An 18,752-nucleotide genomic window follows, 5' to 3' on the forward strand; every position below is an offset into this window, starting at 1 on the left:
GGTTCTCGCACCCGAGGGCGAGTTACTTTCTTTTGCGCGGCCAAAAGAAAGTAACCAAAGAAAAGGCCGCCCGGTTGCCGCTTGCTTCCTGCGCTCCTCGCTTTCGCCGAGGGTTGCCAAAAGGGACTCCTGTCCCTTTGGCAACGCGCTTCATCCATGAAACGCCCCTGCGGGCTGTTCTCGCCGAAAACTGCGGTGCTCGGCGCGGCAAACGGGAAAGGGTGCCTATCGTAACATCAGTTTATGACTTAAACCTGCTGGCTAAAGGCGACTAAAGTCGCCCCCACACGCATCAGAAAAAATGAAACTTTTGGTTCAGCGCATAGGCCAGAGCCAAAATAATTATTTCCACAAAAATGAGCCCCCAGAAATAAAGTCCGAAAAGCACCATTTTTACTTGTATCTGCGGCTGTTCGGTGTGCCGTCTGACGAAAAGTACCCCGCCGATGACGGCAATAATTACCATGACCGCGCCAATAATTGCAATATTCATCGTCAATCCCTGACCGGAGGCGGTGCCAGAACCACTCTCGAGCCGTTGGACTCGGCCGGACTGACAACGCCCGCCGCTTCCATCTCTTCGATCATGGAGGCGGCACGGTTGTAACCGACCTTGAAACGCCGCTGCACACTGGAGATTGAAGCCTTTCGTGATTCGGTGACAAACTGCACGGCCTCGTCATACAGCGGATCGCCTTCTCCGCCGCCACCATTGCCGCCACCGCCCATGCTGAAGCCGTCGCTGGAATCGGATGATTCGCGCGTAATTTCATCAAGGTAATTTGCCGGGGCCGTTTTCTTCAGAAACTCGACAACCCGGTGAACTTCATGGTCATCGACAAACGCGCCATGAGCGCGAACCGGAATGCTGGTGCCGGATGGCAAAAACAGCATATCGCCGTTGCCCAACAGCGCTTCAGCGCCGCCCTGATCGAGAATCGTGCGCGAGTCGATCCTTGAAGAAACCTGGAACGAAATCCGCGTCGGCACGTTGGCCTTGATCAGACCGGTTAGTACGTCAACCGACGGGCGCTGGGTCGCCAGAATCAAATGGATGCCGGCCGCCCTGGCTTTCTGGGCCAGACGTGCGATCAACTCTTCGACCTTCTTGCCGACGATCATCATCATATCGGCCAACTCGTCGATGACGATAACGATGCTCGGCAATGTCGTCAGAATCGGAAATTCTTCACCTTCTTCAAGCTCCCTGACCAACTGGAACATCGGGTCCCTGATCGTCTCGCCCCTGGCTTCGGCATCCGTAATCAACTGGTTGAAGCCGGCCAGGTTTCTGACGCCCATCTTGGACATCAGCTTGTAGCGACGCTCCATTTCGGCGACAGCCCAGCGCAAGGCATTGCTGGCTTCTTTCATGTCGGTCACGACCGGCGTCAGCAGATGGGGAATGCCCTCATAAACCGATAATTCCAGCATTTTGGGGTCGATCATGATCATGCGTACCTGCTCCGGCGTCGATTTATAGAGCAAACTGAGAATCATGGTGTTGATAGCGACCGATTTTCCCGAGCCCGTCGTACCGGCCACCAGGGCATGCGGCATTTTGCCGAGATCGGCGACGACGGGCGCGCCGGAAATATCCTTGCCCATCGCCAGCGTCAGCTGTGATTTCGATTTCTCAAAATTCTTTGAGGCCAGCAGTTCGCGCAAAGTCACCATTTCGCGTTCGCGATTCGGAATCTCGAGGCCGATAACCGATTTGCCCGGAATCACTTCGACAATACGCACACTGGTCACCGATAAGGCGCGCGCCAGATCCTTGGACAGGCCGCTGATGCGGCTGACTTTAACGCCGGCGGCCGGCTGCAATTCAAAGCGCGTGATCACGGGGCCCGGCAGTACGCCCACGACTTCCACGACAACATTAAAATCCTCAAGAATGCTCTCGACCAGTCGGGACATTTCTTCCAGATCGCTTTCGGAATACCCTTTAACATGGGTATCACGTTCATCCAGCAGCGTCAAAGGCGGTAATACGCCCTCGCCCGCAATTGAAAAATCGGTATTCTGTTGTTTTTTGGCTTTGCTTATTTTTTCAACTTTTTCAAAGATGGCGATTTCTGCCTTTTCAAGAATGGGCACCGTCTTTCCTGCCGCCTTTTCAATAACGGGTACCGCTTCGATTGCAGGCAGCATTTTCGGCTTGGGCTTTTTCCTGACTTCGGGTTTCTCGGCGGAAAACTCAGGCGCCTGAACCCGGACAGAAGGCTTGACAGATATCTCAATCCGGTTGAGGGGGCTCATCTGCCAGAGACTCATGATTTTAGCCCCTAAAAAACGGCAGAGGATAACTGTGGATTTACCGATCAAATCAAGCAACGTAATCCAGGATAGTCCTGTAAACAGCGTAACGCCGGCCAATAACACGACCAATAGAAACAAAGTCGCTCCTGAATTGCCGAATATTATCAGCAAGGCGTCTCCGGTTTCCTGGCCTAAAATGCCTCCTGTGCTGCCCGGCAATTCAATCTTGACCCTTAACAAATGCAAATAAAATAAGGCCGCTCCGGAGACAATGGTGGCGATGAGACCTGACCAGCGCAGGGCTGTAATAACTTTGCCGCCTGTTGGCCTGCCCTGTCTGTAGATCAGATAACCATACCAGGAGATCATGGCTGGAAACAGGTAGGCCGTTAAACCAAAAATGCTGAGAGTAAAATCAGAAAGCCAGGCCCCGACGACACCGCAGGCGTTGGTAACTGTCTGTGCCGCGCCGCTATGCGACCAGCCGGCATCTTCATTGCTGAAAGTGATCAGCGAAATGAGTAGGAATAATGCGCCAGCTGAAAAACTCAGTAGAGCGACCTCGCGCAAACCCCGAAAAGTTTTTTCTTCCATCACAGCAGCCATGTCATAACTCGTCAGATAATAATTCCAATAAAACATTATTATAGGCGAATGATCACATATTTTACATTAGAAGTATACTCAATAACCGCCCGCCTGCTTTCTCTCTAAATGCTAGAGAATAAAGTTTACGAAATAGTATTTCGCCTTCATAATTTCTTGAAGATTTATCTATATTTGTCCTTTGGAGGATTTTTGATGAGCGACGTCAAACACTGTCGTCTTTTGATTCTTGGCTCCGGCCCTGCCGGGTATACGGCTGCCATCTATGCTGCGCGCGCCAACCTGAATCCGGTTATCATCACTGGCATGCAACAAGGCGGCCAGTTAACCACTACCACAGAAGTTGATAACTGGCCCGGCGATGCTGAAGGCCTGCAAGGCCCAGCTTTGATGGAGAGAATGCTTAAGCATGCAGAGCGATTCAATACCGAGATTATTTTTGACCATATCCATACGGCCGACTTGTCAGCCCGCCCTTTCAAACTGACCGGCGATGCCGGCAGATATACCTGCGATGCGCTGATAATCGCTACCGGCGCCTCAGCGCGTTATTTGGGGCTGGAATCGGAAGAAGCCTTTAAAGGCAAAGGTGTTTCGGCCTGCGCGACCTGTGACGGATTCTTCTACAGAAATAAACCGGTCGCGGTTATCGGCGGCGGCAATACTGCCGTTGAAGAGGCGTTGTATTTAGCGAATATCGCTTCGAAAGTCACCGTCATCCACCGCCGCGACAAGTTCCGTTCCGAAAAAATCCTGTCCAGCAAATTGCTTGAAAAAGCCGAAAACGGCAATGTAGCCATCGAGTGGAACCATACGCTGGATGAAGTTTTGGGCGACGATATGGGTGTTACCGGCGTCAGAATCAAAAATACCCACAACGGCTCAACCAAAGATCTGGATGTGCACGGCGTTTTCATCGCGATCGGCCATACGCCCAATACGAGCATTTTCGAGGGTCAACTTGACATGGAGAATGGCTACATTAAAGTGAAAAGCGGCATTCATGGCAATGCCACGGCCACAAGTGTCGAAGGCGTATTTGCGGCGGGTGACGTAATGGATTCCGTTTATAAACAGGCAATCACTTCAGCCGGAACGGGCTGCATGGCCGCTCTCGATGCAGAAAAATTCCTGGATGAACTAGCATAGGAGATATGCAAAAACGCGAAGGCACCAGGCGAAAATTCCCGCCTGGCGCCTTCTGTCCGCATTATGCAACTGACAATTCTAGATCCGAATAATCCATATGAAGACTTCCCGTCATTGAGTCAAGCACTACGGGATCCCGACGGTTTGCTTGCGGTAGGCGGCTGCCTGTCAAAAACACGACTGCTCAAAGCTTATCGAAACGGAATCTTTCCCTGGTATAACCCTGAAGATCCTATACTCTGGTGGTCGCCAGACCCTCGACTGGTCTTGTTCCCGGACAAGCTGATCGTTTCCCGCAGCTTGCGCAAGACTTTGCGGCAAAACAAGTTCTCGGTAACTTTCGACCTGGCTTTTGATAAAGTCATCAATGCCTGCGCGGCGCTCCGGAAAGACAGTTCGGGCACCTGGATAACGGATGAAATAACCGAGGCTTACAGCGAACTGCACCGGCTCGGCTTTGCTCACTCTGTAGAGGCCTGGTTTAATGGCTCGCTGGTCGGCGGATTATATGGCGTTGCCCTGGGTCAGGTTTTTTTTGGCGAATCCATGTTTCATACCATGACTGATGCCTCCAAGATAGCTTTTGTCAGCCTGGTCGAACAACTTAAATTATGGGATTATCAGCTAATAGACTGCCAGGTTCATACCCGCCACCTGGAAAGCCTGGGTGCCCAGGAAATTGACCGAGCTTATTTTGTAGAGTTGCTTAATCAATATTGCGATACTGCCGCCAATAAATCCGCCTGGAAACTTTGATGACAACAATTTCTATCCCGCTATTTCTGACTCAGGAATATGACTGCAGTTATCTGGATGGGGAGCAGGCGCAGTCCGCGTTCGTGCACCCGACATTTCAATTGACTACGCCTATCTATTCATTACTGATAGAGCAAGGCTTTCGCCGTAGCGGCGATCAGGTCTATGTTCCAAAATGCCTTCAATGCTCTGCCTGTATCCCGGCAAGGCTGGCGGTCAACCAATTCAGGGCCAACAGGGCCCAGAAGCGCTGCCTGAAAAAGAACAGCCAGACCCAAGTTACGGTTAAACCGCCTGTTTTTGAACAACAGCATTACGATATGTATATGCACTATCAGAAAATGAGACACGATGATAGCTCCATGGCGCATTCCAGTCCCGATGAGTATCTCAGTTTTCTGAGCAGTTCGTGGTGCGATACTCGTTTCGTGGAATTTTCGATCAATGACCGGCTGGCTGGCATAGCGGTAGTTGATTACCTTGATAATGCCTTATCGGCTGTTTATACATTTTTTGATCCCGAACTTTCAAGTTACAGCCTCGGCGTTTACGCCGTGTTATGGCAGATCGAGCAGGCCAGACGCCAACAGCGGGAATATTTATACCTGGGCTTCTGGATAAAAGACTGTAAAAAAATGTCTTACAAGAGTGAATATCAGCCTTTACAGTTATTTAGTAAAAATTGTTGGACTGAATTATCCCTTTAGACAAATAAAGCCTCATTTCGATATACACGTTTGTTGTTAAAAACAAGCTTATGTTATCATTGGCGGCTTTATATTACCTGGACCAAAACAAATGGCAAAAGAAGATCAAATCGAAATGGAAGGCAAGGTGATTGACACCCTTCCGAATACCATGTTCCGCGTTGAACTCGAAAACGGTCACATTGTGACAGCGCATATTTCCGGAAAAATGCGCAAACATTACATCCGCATCCTCACCGGAGATAAAGTCAAGGTTGAAATGACGCCTTATGACTTAACCAAAGGCCGCATCACATTCCGCATGCGCTAATCCCATTGTTCATGGGACAGCGCATGCTTCCTGATTTATTAGCTGTTTTCCGGCACGCTTAGCTCTCTGCTTTCTATAGCAAAGGCAAGCTCATTGTTTTCCACGTAAATCCGCACATCGCCTCCGTGCGCCAACTTGCCGAATAGCAAATCATTAGCAAGAGGTTTCTTGATTTTTTCCTGAATCAAGCGCGCCATAGGTCTCGCTCCCATTTTGGGATCACAGCCGTTTTCAGCTAGCCACAACCGGGCATCGGGCTCCAGCGTCAGCGTTACATGCTTTTCTGCAAGCAAGGCTTCGAGTTCAAAGATGAACTTATCGACCACATGCCCGACAACTGAGATATCCAGCGGCTTAAACTGGATGATGGCGTCCAGGCGGTTGCGGAACTCAGGCGAGAAGCCTTTTTCGATCACTTTCAAGCTGTCGCTGGCATGATCCTGCTGGGTGAAGCCAATGGAGGCGCGACTGCCCTCTTCCGCTCCGGCATTCGTAGTCATCACCAGGATGATGTTGCGAAAATCGGCTTTGCGTCCGTTATTATCGGTTAATGAACCGTGATCCATGACTTGCAGTAGCAGATTGAACACGTCCGGATGGGCTTTTTCCAGCTCATCAAGCAGCAATACGGCATGCGGATGCTTGGTCACCTGCTCGGTCAGCAAACCGCCCTGATCGAAGCCCACATAACCAGGAGGCGCACCGATCAGTCTGGAAACCGTATGACGTTCCATGTACTCGGACATATCGAAGCGGATCAGCTCGACGCCCAGCACTTTGGCCAGTTGCCGCGTCACTTCGGTTTTACCTACGCCCGTAGGCCCTGCAAACAGGAAAGCGCCAATGGTTTTTTGCGATTCACGCAAACCGGCGCGAGATAATTTTATCGCCGAAGCCAATGCCGAGATTGCCTCGTCCTGGCCGAAAACCAGCATTTTCAGGTTTTTCTCCAGATTTGCCAGCTTATCAATATCGCTGGAAGAAACGGATTTCGCAGGAACTCTGGCTATTTTTGAAACAATCTCTTCAATTTCAGCGACATCAATAACCTCTTTGCGATCAGCCTCGGTCATCATACGCTGTCTTGCACCCGCTTCATCAATGACATCGATGGCTTTATCGGGCAGATGCCGGTCCGTGATGTAACGGTCCGACAACTCCGCAGCCAGACGCAAGGCCTCAGCGGAATATTTCACCTCGTGATGATCCTCAAAGCGGGATTTAAGTCCCTTTAAAATGAGAATAGTATCCTCAACGGAAGGCTCGGCGATATCGACTTTCTGGAATCTGCGCGCCAGCGCATGATCTTTTTCAAAAATGCCCCGGTATTCTTGATAAGTGGTAGATCCGATACAGCGCAACTGGCCGGAAGCCAGCACCGGCTTAATCAGATTGGAAGCATCCATGACGCCGCCCGAAGCAGATCCTGCCCCAATAATGGTATGAATCTCGTCAATGAACAAAATCGAATCAGGCTCTTTCTTTAACTGACTGACCAAAGCTTTGAGGCGTTTTTCAAAATCGCCCCTGTATTTGGTGCCGGCAACCAGAGCCCCCAAATCCAGCGCATAAATGGTACTGTTCAGCAGAACTTCAGGGACATTCTCCTCGACAATTCTTTTCGCGAGGCCTTCCGCGATGGCCGTTTTACCAACACCCGCCTCGCCTACCAGTAAAGGATTATTTTTACGACGGCGGCAGAGTATCTGAATGGTTCTTTCAACCTCAAGCTCTCGTCCGATCAGCGGGTCTATCCGGCCTCTCAGAGCCTCTTCATTGAGATTGACGGCATATTTGTCCAGCGGACTGCCTGAAGCGTCAGGATCAGAACTGCCAACCTCCGATGTCCGCTCATCGGGAGAATCTTTCTCCTGATCCACTTTTGAAATGCCGTGAGCCAGATAATTGACCACATCCAGGCGGGATATGTCCTGTTTGTTCAGCAGATAAACCGCATGAGAATCCTGTTCGCTGAACAGGGCTACAAACAAATTGGCTCCGGAAACTTCTTTCTTATCCGATGCCTGCACATGAAAAACCGCGCGCTGCAGGACTCGTTGAAACCCCAAAGTAGGCTGAGTTTCCCGCTGCACACCTTCCGGAATCAACGACATGGTCTCATCAATGAATTGGGTCAACTGCGCGCGCAGCAACTTGATATCACATCCACATGCTCTCAGAATAGGTTCTGCGGAAGCGTTATCGAGTAGCACCAGCAGCAAATGCTCAACCGTGATAAATTCATGTCGCTTTTCATGCGCAGTTTTAAAAGCATGATTCAATGTAATTTCAAGTTCTTTACTTAACATAATTTATCTCTCCAACCTATGCTTCTTCCATTGAACACAATAATGGATGATGATGTTCACGTGAATATTCGTTGACTATATACACCTTGGTTTCAGCAACATCTTTAGAATACGTGCCACACACACCTACACCCTGCGTATGCACTTGCAACATCACCTGCGTCGCTTTTTCTTCAGACATAGCAAAAAAATCCATTAGAATCTCAATTACAAAGTCCATCGGTGTAAAATCGTCATTTAACAGGATAACTTTGTATAAAGGTGGCCGTTTTAACTTAGGCTTGGCTTCCTGAACAACCAAACCGTCATCGTTATCTTTAGATGGATCAAAATCAGACATATCAACGAAAATAATAAAAGTATTTTAAGAGCTTAACCATAGTGCCAATATCAGTAAATTTCAACTCTAAACATAACAAAATACACCCGTTCTTTTCGACTAGCGAAAAGTTTATTCTCACACATTAACCGGTATCTCCGGGAAACGCTTGCGACACCCGTTTGACTTATTTCATCAGTAGAGTTCAAAAATCTTTACAAACATAATATAGCCAAATCAAGTAAAATAGCATTTTTTACAGCTGGAATTCATCAATGGTTTGGAAACCACACGTCACAGTCGCTGCCGTGATTGAACAGAACAATCGTTTTTTAATTGTTGAAGAAGAAACCTCCAATGGCATTCAATTCAATCAGCCTGCGGGCCATCTTGAAAAGGGAGAGAATTTGATCGCGGCCGTCAAACGTGAAGTTCATGAAGAAACTGCCTGGTTTTTTGAGCCCGAACACATCGTAGCGATTCAACTTTGGCGAAAGAACCCGGAATTTCCGAGTTTCATCAGAATCTGCTTTTCAGGACTATGCCATTCGCACAATCCGAACCAGAAACTGGATGACGGCATTATTGGCACCCATTGGCTGACCCGCGACGAAATAGCCTCCAGAGAGCATCGTTTGCGCAGCCCTTTGGTGCTTATCAGCGTGGATGAATACCTGAGCGGGCAGCGTCACTCCTTATCATTACTACAATCATTTCTCGATCTTGATCATGCGTAAAAACATAATCGTCGGCATGTCCGGCGGTGTCGATTCATCCGTAACAGCGTTACAACTTCTGGAACAAGGCCATCAGGTAACCGGTTTATTCATGAAAAACTGGGAAGAAGATGACGGCACCGAATACTGCACAGCCATGCAGGACCTCGCTGACGCGCAACAGGTCTGCGACAAGCTGGGCATTGAATTAAAAACCATCAATTTTGCCGCCGAATACTGGGATGAAGTGTTTGAAGTCTTTCTGTCCGAATTCCAGGCAGGCCGCACACCCAACCCGGATATCCTCTGCAACAAGCACGTCAAGTTTAAAGCCTTCCTGAATTATGCGATCGAGGATCTGGGCGCCGAATACATTGCCACGGGACACTATGCCCGCGTCAGCGAAAAAAACGGCGAATACTTTCTTTTGAAAGGACTCGATCCCGGCAAAGAGCAAAGTTATTTTCTTTATACGCTGGGGCAAAAACAGCTGTCGCGCACCTTGTTTCCGATCGGTCATCTGCACAAAACCGAAATCCGGGCCATGGCCAAAAAGGCCGGTTTCGCCAATCACAAGAAAAAAGACAGCACCGGCATTTGCTTCATTGGCGAACGCAAATTCAAGGAGTTCCTGCAACGGTATTTGCCGACCCAGCCCGGCGAAATGCGCACGCCGGAAGGCCAATATATCGGCCGGCACCAGGGCTTGATGTATTACACACTCGGGCAGCGCCAGGGCCTTGGCATAGGCGGCGTTAAAGATGCGCCGGACGAGCCGTGGTATGTTCTCGAAAAAGACCTCGAAAACAATGTCCTTGTCGTTGGCCAGGGTCACGATCATCCATTGATGCTGCACAATGTGCTGGAAGCCAGCCAATTGGACTGGTGCAGCAACAAGCCATTGACCCAGCCGATACGCTGCAGCGCCAAAACGCGCTACCGGCAGCCGGACCAGCCTTGCCGCCTGGAGCCTATCGGCAACGACCGCTGCAAGGCGGTTTTCGATCAGCCTCAGCGAGCCATTACGCCAGGCCAGTCCGTCGTTTTTTATGACGGGGAAATCTGCCTCGGCGGCGGCATTATTGAATCCAAAGCCAATGAATAATATCTAAAGTTTATTCAGTGCGAAGCCCTGCTGCCGCCAAGCATCGGCATGGCTTCGTCGTGACCAAAATATCAAAAACATTCGGACAAACTCATGACTAATTTTGCTCTTACCGCTATTTCTCCCATTGACGGCCGCTATGCCGATAAAGTGCAAGAATTAAGGCCTATTTTCAGCGAATACGGCCTGATCCGTTTTCGCGTGCAGGTTGAAGTGCGCTGGCTGCAGGCGCTGGCCTCTCATCCGCAGATCACCGAAGTCAGCCCGCTGAGCGATTCCGCCAACCAATTACTGAACAGCATCGTCGACAACTTTTCGGAAGCCGATGCGCAGCGCGTTAAAGACATCGAGAAAACCACCAATCATGATGTCAAAGCGGTTGAGTACTTGCTGAAAGAAAAAATAGCCGGCCACGCTGAGTTGGAAAAAGTCAGTGAGTTCATTCATTTTGCCTGTACTTCAGAAGACATCAACAACCTGTCTTACGCACTGATGCTGAAAGAAGGCCGTGCAGTCATCGCCAAGCAAATCACTGACTGCATTAATGCGATCAAGGCTATCGCTGTGGAAACGGCCGGCCAGCCCATGCTGTCGCGCACGCACGGCCAATCCGCCACCCCGACCACGACCGGCAAGGAATTCGCCAACGTGGCCGCGCGCATGCTGCGCCAGAAAGAGCAACTGGAAGACGTCGCCTTATTAGGCAAAATCAACGGCGCCGTCGGCAACTACAATGCCCATGCCGTGGCTTATCCCGATGTGGATTGGGCCGAGTTTTCCAAGAACTTCGTCGAATCCTTAGGGCTGCAATGGAATCCTTATACGATCCAGATCGAGCCGCATGATTATATTGCCGAATTTTTCCACGCGCTGTCGCGTTTCAATACGATTTTGCTCGACTTCGACCGTGATGTATGGGGTTATATTTCGTTGGGTTATTTCCGCCAAAGAACGATTGCCGGCGAAATCGGCTCATCGACAATGCCCCACAAAGTCAACCCGATCGATTTTGAAAATTCGGAAGGCAATTTAGGCATTGCCAATGCCCTGTTTTCATTTTTGGCCGAAAAGTTGCCGGTTTCCCGCTGGCAGCGCGATTTGACCGACTCAACCGTGCTCAGAAATATCGGCGTCGGCATCGCTCACACCAGCATCGCCATACAGGCCAGCTTGAAAGGCATCTCCAAGTTGCAGATCAATGCCGAAGCCATTGAAGCCGATCTGAATGCCAACTGGGAGGTGCTGGCCGAGCCGATTCAAACCGTCATGCGTCGTTACGGCATTGAAAAACCTTATGAAAAATTAAAAGAGCTGACCCGCGGCCAGCGCATTACGCCAGAGCAGCTTCGGACCTTCATTGAAAGCCTGGACATACCGGCTGAAGCCAAGACAGCGTTGCTGGAATTAACGCCCCGCAATTACACCGGCTATGCTGAAAAACTGGCCAGAAACATTTAATGATCAATTTTGTGAGACGGCTCACAGCATGATTCAATAATTTTCGAGATAATCGAACGCGATTGTCACACAGGTTAACTTTCTCCCTTGTTAGGCTAACTCGACAATCAGACTTCCTGGCTGTGTCGCCGCTCCTGGCACAGCCCTCTTTTTATTCCCGGCAAGACAACCACGGCTTTCCCGCATTAAAATAGCACGCAGTTATTACTCATACTGGCCTGCCGTGCTCAATATCATCTGGATTTTCTTTTTCGTCGCTGCTTTTTTCACGGCGCTGTTTAAACTGCTGTTCCTGGGAGATCAACAGGTTTTTGCACAAATCATGACCGCGATGTTCAGTTTGTCCAAATCGGCATTTGAAATTTCAATAGGCCTTACCGGCATCCTGGCCTTATGGCTGGGCATTATGCGCATCGGCGAACGCAGCGGGTTCATCCAGTTAATGACGCAAGGACTGACGCCGCTATTCAGCCGTTTGATGCCGGACATCCCCAAAGACCATCCTGCGCTGGGCGCCATCGTCATGAATATCTCGGCCAATGCCCTGGGGCTGGATAACGCCGCCACGCCGATGGGCATCAAAGCTATGAAGGAACTGCAAACGCTGAACCCGCATCCTGACACGGCCAGCAATGCGCAAATACTGTTTCTGGTTATCAATACCGCAGGGGTCACGCTGTTTCCGGTCACGATTTTCACTTATCGCGCGCAGCTGGGCGCCGTTAATCCGACCGATGTCTTCATCCCCATTTTATTAGCGACTTATATGTCGACCCTGGGCGGCCTCCTTGCCGTGGCATTCGTGCAGAAAATCAATCTGCTCGATAAAGTCGTCATGGCTTACCTGGGCGGCTTTACCTTGCTTGTAGCCGGCATTATCGGTTATTTTTCAAGCCTGCCCCAGCAGCAGATGCTTGAGCAATCGGCCTTGATGAGCAATGTCATCCTGTACACGCTGGTTGTCGCATTTATTTTCGGCGCGATCCATAAAGGCATCAATGCCTATGAAGCCTTTATCGATGGCGCCAAAGAAGGCTTTCAGACTGCGATCACCATCATCCCTTACCTGGTTGCCATGCTGGTCGCCATCGGCGTATTCAGGGCCAGCGGCGCTTTGGATTTATTGGCAGACCTGGCGCGCTATCTGGCTTCTTTATTCATGATCGACAACCGCTTTATCGATGCGCTGCCCACTGCGCTGATGAAGCCATTCAGCGGCAGCGGCGCCCGGGCCATGATGATCGACACGATGAAAACGATGGGCGCCGATTCGTTTGCCGGCCGTCTGTCATCGATCGTGCAAGGCAGCACGGAAACGACCTTTTATGTGCTGGCCATTTATTTCGGCGCAGTCGGCATCAAAAATATCCGTCATGCCGCTGCTTGTGGGATAATAGCGGATTTTGCGGGCATTATGGCCGCCATTTTTATTGCCTATTGGTTCTTTGGCTGATTTTATGAATATCCACCTCAAAACGCTCGGTTGTCGTCTTAACGAAGCGGAACTGGAAACCTGGGCTCAGGCTTTTCAAAAAGCCGGCCATCAGATAACGCGGCAGGCGGAAGCCGCCAATCTGGTCGTCATCAATTCCTGCGCCGTGACTCAGGACGCCGCCAGAAAATCGCGCCAGCTGATTAAACGCATACACCGGGACAATCCAGCAGCCAAGCTGGTCGTCAGCGGCTGCTACGCCACTTTGAACGAAGATGAAGCAGCGCAGTTAATGGGCGTCGACCTGGTCGTCAGCAACAAGGACAAGGATCGGCTGGTCGAAAAAACCCTGACCGCGCTCAACATGGACAGCATGCCGGCCATGTCGACCGAACCGGGAGAGATTTCCCTGTTCACACGCGGCCGGCAGCGAGCTTTTGTCAAGGTTCAGGACGGTTGCCGCTACCGCTGCACGTTCTGCATCGTGACTGTCGCACGCGGCGTCGAACGCAGCCGGCCTGTCGCGGACGTGATCGATGAAATCAACGCGCTGCACCGCCAGAACATCGACGAAGTCATCCTGACCGGCGTGCATCTGGGCGGCTACGGCAGCGATCTGGGCAATAACTTGTCGGACTTGATTAAAGCGATCCTGGCCGAAACGGATATTCCCCGCCTGCGATTGGGCTCCTTGGAACCGTGGGAATTGTCGGACGATTTCTATGCGCTGTTCGATAATCCGCGTTTGATGCCGCACTTGCATCTGCCCCTGCAGAGCGGTTCGGATTCGGTGCTCAGGCGCATGGCGCGGCGCTGCAAAACCGACGAGTTTTCCGCCATCGTGAACAGGCTGCGCATGCAGATACCGCACTTCAACATCACGACCGATATCATCGTCGGCTTTCCCGGCGAAACCGAACAGGAATGGCAGGACAGCTTCGATTTCATCAAGCAGACCGGTTTCGGCCATATCCATATCTTCACGTATTCGCCGCGCGAAGGCACGAAAGCTGCTACACTGCCCGATCAGCTATCCAATGAAGTCAAAAAGCAGCGCAGCCAACAGCTTCATGAATTGGCCGACATCATGAAACGGCAATTTTTCGAAGCCAATGTCGGCCATTCGTTTCCGGTGTTATGGGAAGGCTATAGCGAAGAACTCGACGCCGGCAAAAAAAGGGTGTTTGGCTATACGCCCAATTATCTGCGCGTAGGCTGCGTAATCAATCAGGACGAATCGCTTGAGAATCAGATTATTAAGGCCAGATTGACGGCGGTTGCCGAAAATTATCTTGTCGCCCAACTTGCCGAATAATTGCTTGAACAAGCGTGAGCACGGCTTGAGCCGCCTAATCCGGGAGTTTAGCTTTAAGTTAAAATGAGATATCATTTATTTATAGCTCAACATGCAGCGGTATTAGATCCTGCTCTACTAATTTTAGCACCTTGGGACATCAATGAAGGGAAGCTTTCAATTGCTTCTCAATCCTTTAGCAAAAAAGTTGTTGTGGCTGACTAACAAGACCAGTTTAGACATTAATTATTTAGTGATGGTGGAAAAAACCATCTGTGAGAGGTTTTAATGAGTGGATTGAGCCCAGAAAGTTTGGGATTGAAGAGCGTTGGTACCGTTTATCGTAATCTCAGCTACGCTGATTTGCATGCCCACGAAGTCGATAAAAACGAGGGTAAGGAATCAAGCAATGGGACTATGATGGTCGATACCGGCAAATTTACCGGACGCTCGCCAAAGGACAAGTATTTTGTCCAACAGCTTCCCTCCAGCGAACATATCGCCTGGGGCAAAATCAATCAGCCTGTTTCGGCCGAGGTTTTTGATGAACTCTATGCGGACGTCATCGATTATCTTTCCGGCAAGGATATTTATGTAACCGACGGTTACAGCGGCGCCAATGAGCACTCGCGCAAATCCGTGCGTTTCATTACCGAATTCGCCTGGCAGTCGCATTTTGTCAAAAACATGTTCATCCGCCCCGACGAATCGGAACTCGAGCATTTCGCGCCCGATTTTTGCGTCTATAACGCCAGCAACATGACTAATGAAAAATGGCAGAAGCATGGCCTCAATTCTGAAGTCTTCTGCATTTTCAACATCGAAAAGAACATTGCCATCATCGGCGGCACCTGGTACGGCGGCGAGATGAAAAAAGGCATCTTCACCATGATGAACTATTGGCTGCCGCTAAATGGTATCCTGTCGATGCATTGCAGCGCCAATGTCGGCAAAGGCGGCGATGTGGCTCTATTCTTCGGTCTGTCGGGCACCGGCAAAACCACTTTATCGACCGATGCTGCGCGCAAGCTGATCGGCGACGATGAACACGGCTGGAGCGATGAAGGCATTTTCAACTTCGAAGGCGGCTGCTACGCCAAATGCATCGGCCTGTCTCCGGAAAACGAACCGGAAATTTACGCTGCCATCAAGCCCAAGGCCTTGCTCGAAAACGTCGTGTATGACGAAGACGGCGTGGTTGATTTCTTCGACAGCTCCAAAACGGAAAACACGCGCGTCTCCTACCCTATCGAGCATATCGAAAACCATGAGCCGACGCTCAGGGCGGGCCTGCCGAAAAATATCATTTTCCTGAGCTGCGACGCGTTCGGCGTTCTGCCGCCCGTATCCCGCCTGACCAAAGACCAGGCCATGTACTATTTCCTGTCCGGCTATACGGCCAAGGTTGCAGGCACCGAGCGCGGCATTATCGAACCTCAGGCCACTTTTTCTGCCTGTTTTGGCGAGGCCTTTCTGCCGTTGCACCCGACCGTCTACGCCAAACTGCTCGGCGAAAAAATGGAAAAGCACGGCGTTAACGCCTATCTGGTCAATACCGGCTGGAGCGGCGGCGGTTACGGGATCGGCAAGCGCATGAGCATTAAAGCGACCCGTGCCTGTATCAATGCGATTCTGGACGGCAGCATCAACAATGCCGAGTTTAACAAAATCCCTTACTTCGGCCTGTTCATTCCCAAGGAATTGCCGGGCGTCGATGATGCCCGACTCAACCCGCGCGATGCCTGGGCTGATAAAGAGGCTTTCGATGCGACTTCGGCAAAACTGGCTGGCATGTTCATCGAAAACTTCAAAAAATATATCAGCGCCGGCGATGATTTCGACTTCACCAAAGCCGGTCCGCACATCTGATATATCTGCATTAAACTTTCAAAGCCGGGGCGATCTCTCATCGTCCCCGGCTTTGACGCAAAAATAGCTTAATGGCCAAAGTGATTTTTATAATCTTCCATGGCCTTTCTGATCACCTCTTGCGCTTCGTCCCGCCCATAAATATCGACTATCTCGCTAAAACTGTCTTCATCAGGAAGATTTTTATAGGTCAGGAAATAATGCTTTAAGCGGTTGATATAGGATTCGGGGCAATCCGACACGTCACGCCATTGCCCATAAAACTCGTCGTCCTCCATGACCGCGATAATCTTGTCGTCGGCCTCGCCTTTGTCCAGCAAGCGAAATCCGCCAATGGGGATAGCCGGCACAATAATATCCCCATGTGTTATGGCACGTTCACTGAATACGCAAATATCCAATGGATCGCCATCGCCTTTAATAGCCGTTTTACCGGATTTCAATCCTGCAAACTCGGCAATTTTCTCGGCACAGTAAGTCTGCGGAATAAAGCCATATAGCGTCGGCACGGTATTGGAAAACTTCTGCGGCCGGTCGATTTTAAGATAACCGCTGGCCTTGTCGATTTCATACTTGACCGTATCGGTCGGCACAATTTCAATAAATGCCGTCACAGCGACCGGCGCATTATCGCCAGGCCTGATGCCATGCCAGGGATGCGCTTTAAATTGTTTATTCATAATCAACCTCGTGCCTTTAACCCTGTTTGACATCATGGAGATAAATAGTTGCACCAATGACGGCAGCCGGCGCCACGACAATGTTCAATAACGGCAACGTCAACCCTGCCATGGTCAATCCGCCGAAGCTCAAGGCACCCAGACGCATCTCTTTGGCCAGCTGTTTCTGTTCCGAAAACAGCACGCCTTCGTTTTCAAGCGGGTAAGCCATGTATTCGAGCGCCATGCCCCAGGCGCCGAACAAGACCCACAGAAAAGGCGCAATCACATTGAGGCCGGGAATAATAGACAACAACAGTAACGGCAAAGCCCGCGCAACAAGATACCCGAATCGTTTGACTTCGGCAGCCATGACTTTCGACAAAGGCTGTTCTGCGACAATGCCGTTTTTCCCAGTGACGATAGCCAACGTTTTTGCCGCCAATCTGCCGTAAAACGGCGCCGCTATCAGATTCGCCAGTATCGTGAAGGTAAAAAAACCGACGATGAAAAAGCTGATAAAAAACAGCGGCCACAAGATCCAGCTCAACCATTGCAGCCAATCGGGAATAAATTGCTCAATCAGGCTGCCGACATAAAAATAGCCCAACGTCAGCATCACACTGTACAGCACCAGATTGATCAAGACCGGAACGATCAGAAAAGCGCGCAATTGAGGACTGGCCAATAATCCCAATCCTCTAAAGAAATAGCCGACCGCCAGTACCGGATTATTGCCTTTTTTATTGATCTGCATGTTTTAGACTCCCTACCCCATGTTCAGACGGATTCAATACTACCCCTTTCTCGGTCACGATCGCTGAAATCAATTCAGCCGGCGTCACATCGAACACCGGATTCCAGGCACTGACCAGAGAATCCTCCTTGATGTAACAAGATGCCAGCAGTTCATTTGGATTGCGTTGTTCGATCTCTATGCTGCTGCCGTCTTTGATGCTCCAGTCTATCGTCGAGGTTGGCGCAGCCACCATGAGCTTGACGCCATGTTGTTTAGCCAACACAGCGAGGGAATAGGTACCGATTTTATTGGCTGCGTCACCATTGGCGGCAATACGATCGGCGCCGACGACTATCCAATCGATCGCGCCGGATTTCATGAGCCAGGCCGCCGCCGAATCGGCAATCAAGGTTGCCGGTATGCCGTCCTGGGCCAATTCCCAGACGGTCAGGCGTGCGCCCTGCAGCCAGGGTCGGGTCTCGCCGGCATAGACATTGACCGGCTGACGTCGATAGACGCTGCGGATAACCCCCAGCGCCGTGCCATAGCCGCCCGTCGCCAGCGCGCCGGCATTGCAGTGCGTCATGATGCCTTTGGCGCCGGCCAGAATATCGGCGCCCAGTTCCCCCATGGCGTGATTGGCGGCGATATCGTCGGCATGGATTTTCTCGGCACAGGTCAGCGCAGCGGCTAACGGATCGCCCTGTGCCTGATTCAATGCCGCTTTCATCTGATCCAGCGCCCCGAACAGATTGACGGCCGTCGGCCTGGAATGCGCCAGCCTGTCGATATCGGCCGCCACTTGTTGCCGCCATTGGTCCGATCCGGCCGAATAATGCCGCATGACAGACAGCACGACCCCGTAAGCCGCCGCAATGCCGATCGCCGGCGCACCGCGCACACGCATGGAAGCAATGGCTTCCGTCACGCCGGCGGCATCGCTGTATTCATCATAAACGATTGTTTCGGGGAGTTGTCGTTGATCCAATACTTTTAAAGCAGCGCCTGTCCATTGCAGGGCTTGTACAGCCAATTTACTCTGTCTTGTCATTATTTATCAAA

General features: G+C 50.7%; 18 protein-coding genes. 11 read left to right on the forward strand and 7 right to left on the reverse strand.

Annotated elements, in window-relative coordinates:
• The coding region (locus V2P20_RS10875; RefSeq protein WP_331818209.1) for a hypothetical protein at nucleotides 1–275 on the forward strand (275 nt) is incomplete at its 5' end.
• Nucleotides 276–292: 17 nt separating this feature from the next.
• Here V2P20_RS10875 and V2P20_RS10880 read toward each other — a convergent pair.
• Nucleotides 293–493: a hypothetical protein gene (locus V2P20_RS10880; RefSeq protein ID WP_331818210.1), complete on the reverse strand. Its 201-nt coding sequence runs from the start codon at nucleotides 491–493 to the stop codon at nucleotides 293–295.
• Between the two features lie 2 nt (nucleotides 494–495).
• The gene (locus V2P20_RS10885; RefSeq protein WP_331818211.1) at nucleotides 496–2,868 is read right to left on the reverse strand and encodes a DNA translocase FtsK 4TM domain-containing protein; all 2,373 of its coding nucleotides are present in this window, start codon (nucleotides 2,866–2,868) and stop codon (nucleotides 496–498) included.
• A 195-nt stretch (nucleotides 2,869–3,063) separates the two neighbouring features.
• On the opposite strand from V2P20_RS10885, the gene trxB reads away from it, so the two are divergent.
• The 4 genes from trxB to infA all read left to right on the forward strand — a co-directional run bounded on the left by trxB (nucleotide 3,064) and on the right by infA (nucleotide 5,790).
• Nucleotides 3,064–4,017, forward strand: a complete 954-nt coding sequence (gene trxB / locus V2P20_RS10890) for a thioredoxin-disulfide reductase (RefSeq protein WP_331818212.1) — start codon at nucleotides 3,064–3,066, stop codon at nucleotides 4,015–4,017.
• Nucleotides 4,018–4,080: 63 nt separating this feature from the next.
• Nucleotides 4,081–4,773, forward strand: coding sequence for a leucyl/phenylalanyl-tRNA--protein transferase (gene aat, locus V2P20_RS10895; RefSeq protein ID WP_194968419.1), 693 nt, complete (start codon nucleotides 4,081–4,083; stop codon nucleotides 4,771–4,773).
• The gene (locus V2P20_RS10900) at nucleotides 4,773–5,480 is read left to right on the forward strand and encodes an arginyltransferase (RefSeq protein ID WP_331818213.1); all 708 of its coding nucleotides are present in this window, start codon (nucleotides 4,773–4,775) and stop codon (nucleotides 5,478–5,480) included. The genes aat and V2P20_RS10900 overlap by 1 nt, the downstream gene beginning before the upstream one ends.
• Nucleotides 5,481–5,571: 91 nt before the next feature.
• On the forward strand, nucleotides 5,572–5,790 hold the full coding sequence (gene infA, locus V2P20_RS10905) for a translation initiation factor IF-1 (RefSeq protein WP_020157601.1): 219 nt from the start codon (nucleotides 5,572–5,574) through the stop codon (nucleotides 5,788–5,790).
• A 38-nt stretch (nucleotides 5,791–5,828) separates the two neighbouring features.
• Here infA and clpA read toward each other — a convergent pair whose 3' ends face one another.
• Nucleotides 5,829–8,099, reverse strand: a complete 2,271-nt coding sequence (gene clpA / locus V2P20_RS10910) for an ATP-dependent Clp protease ATP-binding subunit ClpA (RefSeq protein WP_331818214.1) — start codon at nucleotides 8,097–8,099, stop codon at nucleotides 5,829–5,831.
• Nucleotides 8,100–8,115: 16 nt separating this feature from the next.
• A complete protein-coding gene (gene clpS, locus V2P20_RS10915) occupies nucleotides 8,116–8,439 on the reverse strand; it encodes an ATP-dependent Clp protease adapter ClpS (protein ID WP_027157262.1) in 324 nt (107 codons plus the stop codon).
• Between the two features lie 254 nt (nucleotides 8,440–8,693).
• Here clpS and V2P20_RS10920 point away from each other — a divergent pair, with 254 nt between their 5' ends.
• The 6 genes from V2P20_RS10920 to pckA all read left to right on the forward strand — a co-directional run bounded on the left by V2P20_RS10920 (nucleotide 8,694) and on the right by pckA (nucleotide 16,292).
• Nucleotides 8,694–9,155: an NUDIX hydrolase gene (locus tag V2P20_RS10920; protein ID WP_331818216.1), complete on the forward strand. Its 462-nt coding sequence runs from the start codon at nucleotides 8,694–8,696 to the stop codon at nucleotides 9,153–9,155.
• Nucleotides 9,148–10,239 (forward strand): tRNA 2-thiouridine(34) synthase MnmA, encoded by a 1,092-nt coding sequence (gene mnmA, locus V2P20_RS10925; RefSeq protein WP_331818218.1) that lies wholly within the window; start codon nucleotides 9,148–9,150, stop codon nucleotides 10,237–10,239. The genes V2P20_RS10920 and mnmA overlap by 8 nt, the downstream gene beginning before the upstream one ends.
• A 93-nt stretch (nucleotides 10,240–10,332) precedes the next feature.
• Entirely contained in the window at nucleotides 10,333–11,697 is a 1,365-nt protein-coding gene (gene purB / locus V2P20_RS10930) for an adenylosuccinate lyase (protein ID WP_331818220.1), read from the forward strand.
• A gap of 223 nt (nucleotides 11,698–11,920) precedes the next feature.
• Nucleotides 11,921–13,150, forward strand: a complete 1,230-nt coding sequence (locus V2P20_RS10935) for a nucleoside recognition domain-containing protein (protein WP_331818222.1) — start codon at nucleotides 11,921–11,923, stop codon at nucleotides 13,148–13,150.
• Nucleotides 13,151–13,154: 4 nt separating this feature from the next.
• The gene (gene mtaB, locus V2P20_RS10940; RefSeq protein ID WP_331818224.1) at nucleotides 13,155–14,444 is read left to right on the forward strand and encodes a tRNA (N(6)-L-threonylcarbamoyladenosine(37)-C(2))-methylthiotransferase MtaB; all 1,290 of its coding nucleotides are present in this window, start codon (nucleotides 13,155–13,157) and stop codon (nucleotides 14,442–14,444) included.
• 267 nt (nucleotides 14,445–14,711) lie between these two features.
• On the forward strand, nucleotides 14,712–16,292 hold the full coding sequence (pckA, locus tag V2P20_RS10945; RefSeq protein WP_331818225.1) for a phosphoenolpyruvate carboxykinase (ATP): 1,581 nt from the start codon (nucleotides 14,712–14,714) through the stop codon (nucleotides 16,290–16,292).
• Between the two features lie 68 nt (nucleotides 16,293–16,360).
• Here pckA and V2P20_RS10950 read toward each other — a convergent pair whose 3' ends face one another.
• From V2P20_RS10950 to mtnA, 3 genes are read right to left on the reverse strand one after another with little or no spacing between them, the layout of a single operon-like run.
• Nucleotides 16,361–16,972, reverse strand: a complete 612-nt coding sequence (locus V2P20_RS10950; RefSeq protein WP_331818227.1) for an inorganic pyrophosphatase — start codon at nucleotides 16,970–16,972, stop codon at nucleotides 16,361–16,363.
• Between the two features lie 16 nt (nucleotides 16,973–16,988).
• Nucleotides 16,989–17,708, reverse strand: a complete 720-nt coding sequence (cysZ, locus tag V2P20_RS10955) for a sulfate transporter CysZ (protein WP_331818229.1) — start codon at nucleotides 17,706–17,708, stop codon at nucleotides 16,989–16,991.
• Nucleotides 17,695–18,741, reverse strand: a complete 1,047-nt coding sequence (mtnA, locus tag V2P20_RS10960; RefSeq protein WP_331818231.1) for an S-methyl-5-thioribose-1-phosphate isomerase — start codon at nucleotides 18,739–18,741, stop codon at nucleotides 17,695–17,697. Before mtnA ends, cysZ begins: the two co-directional genes overlap by 14 nt.
• Nucleotides 18,742–18,752: the final 11 nt, after the last annotated feature.

This window comes from Methylobacter sp. Wu1 (genome assembly GCF_036553575.1).
Taxonomy (GTDB): Bacteria; Pseudomonadota; Gammaproteobacteria; order Methylococcales; family Methylomonadaceae; genus Methylobacter.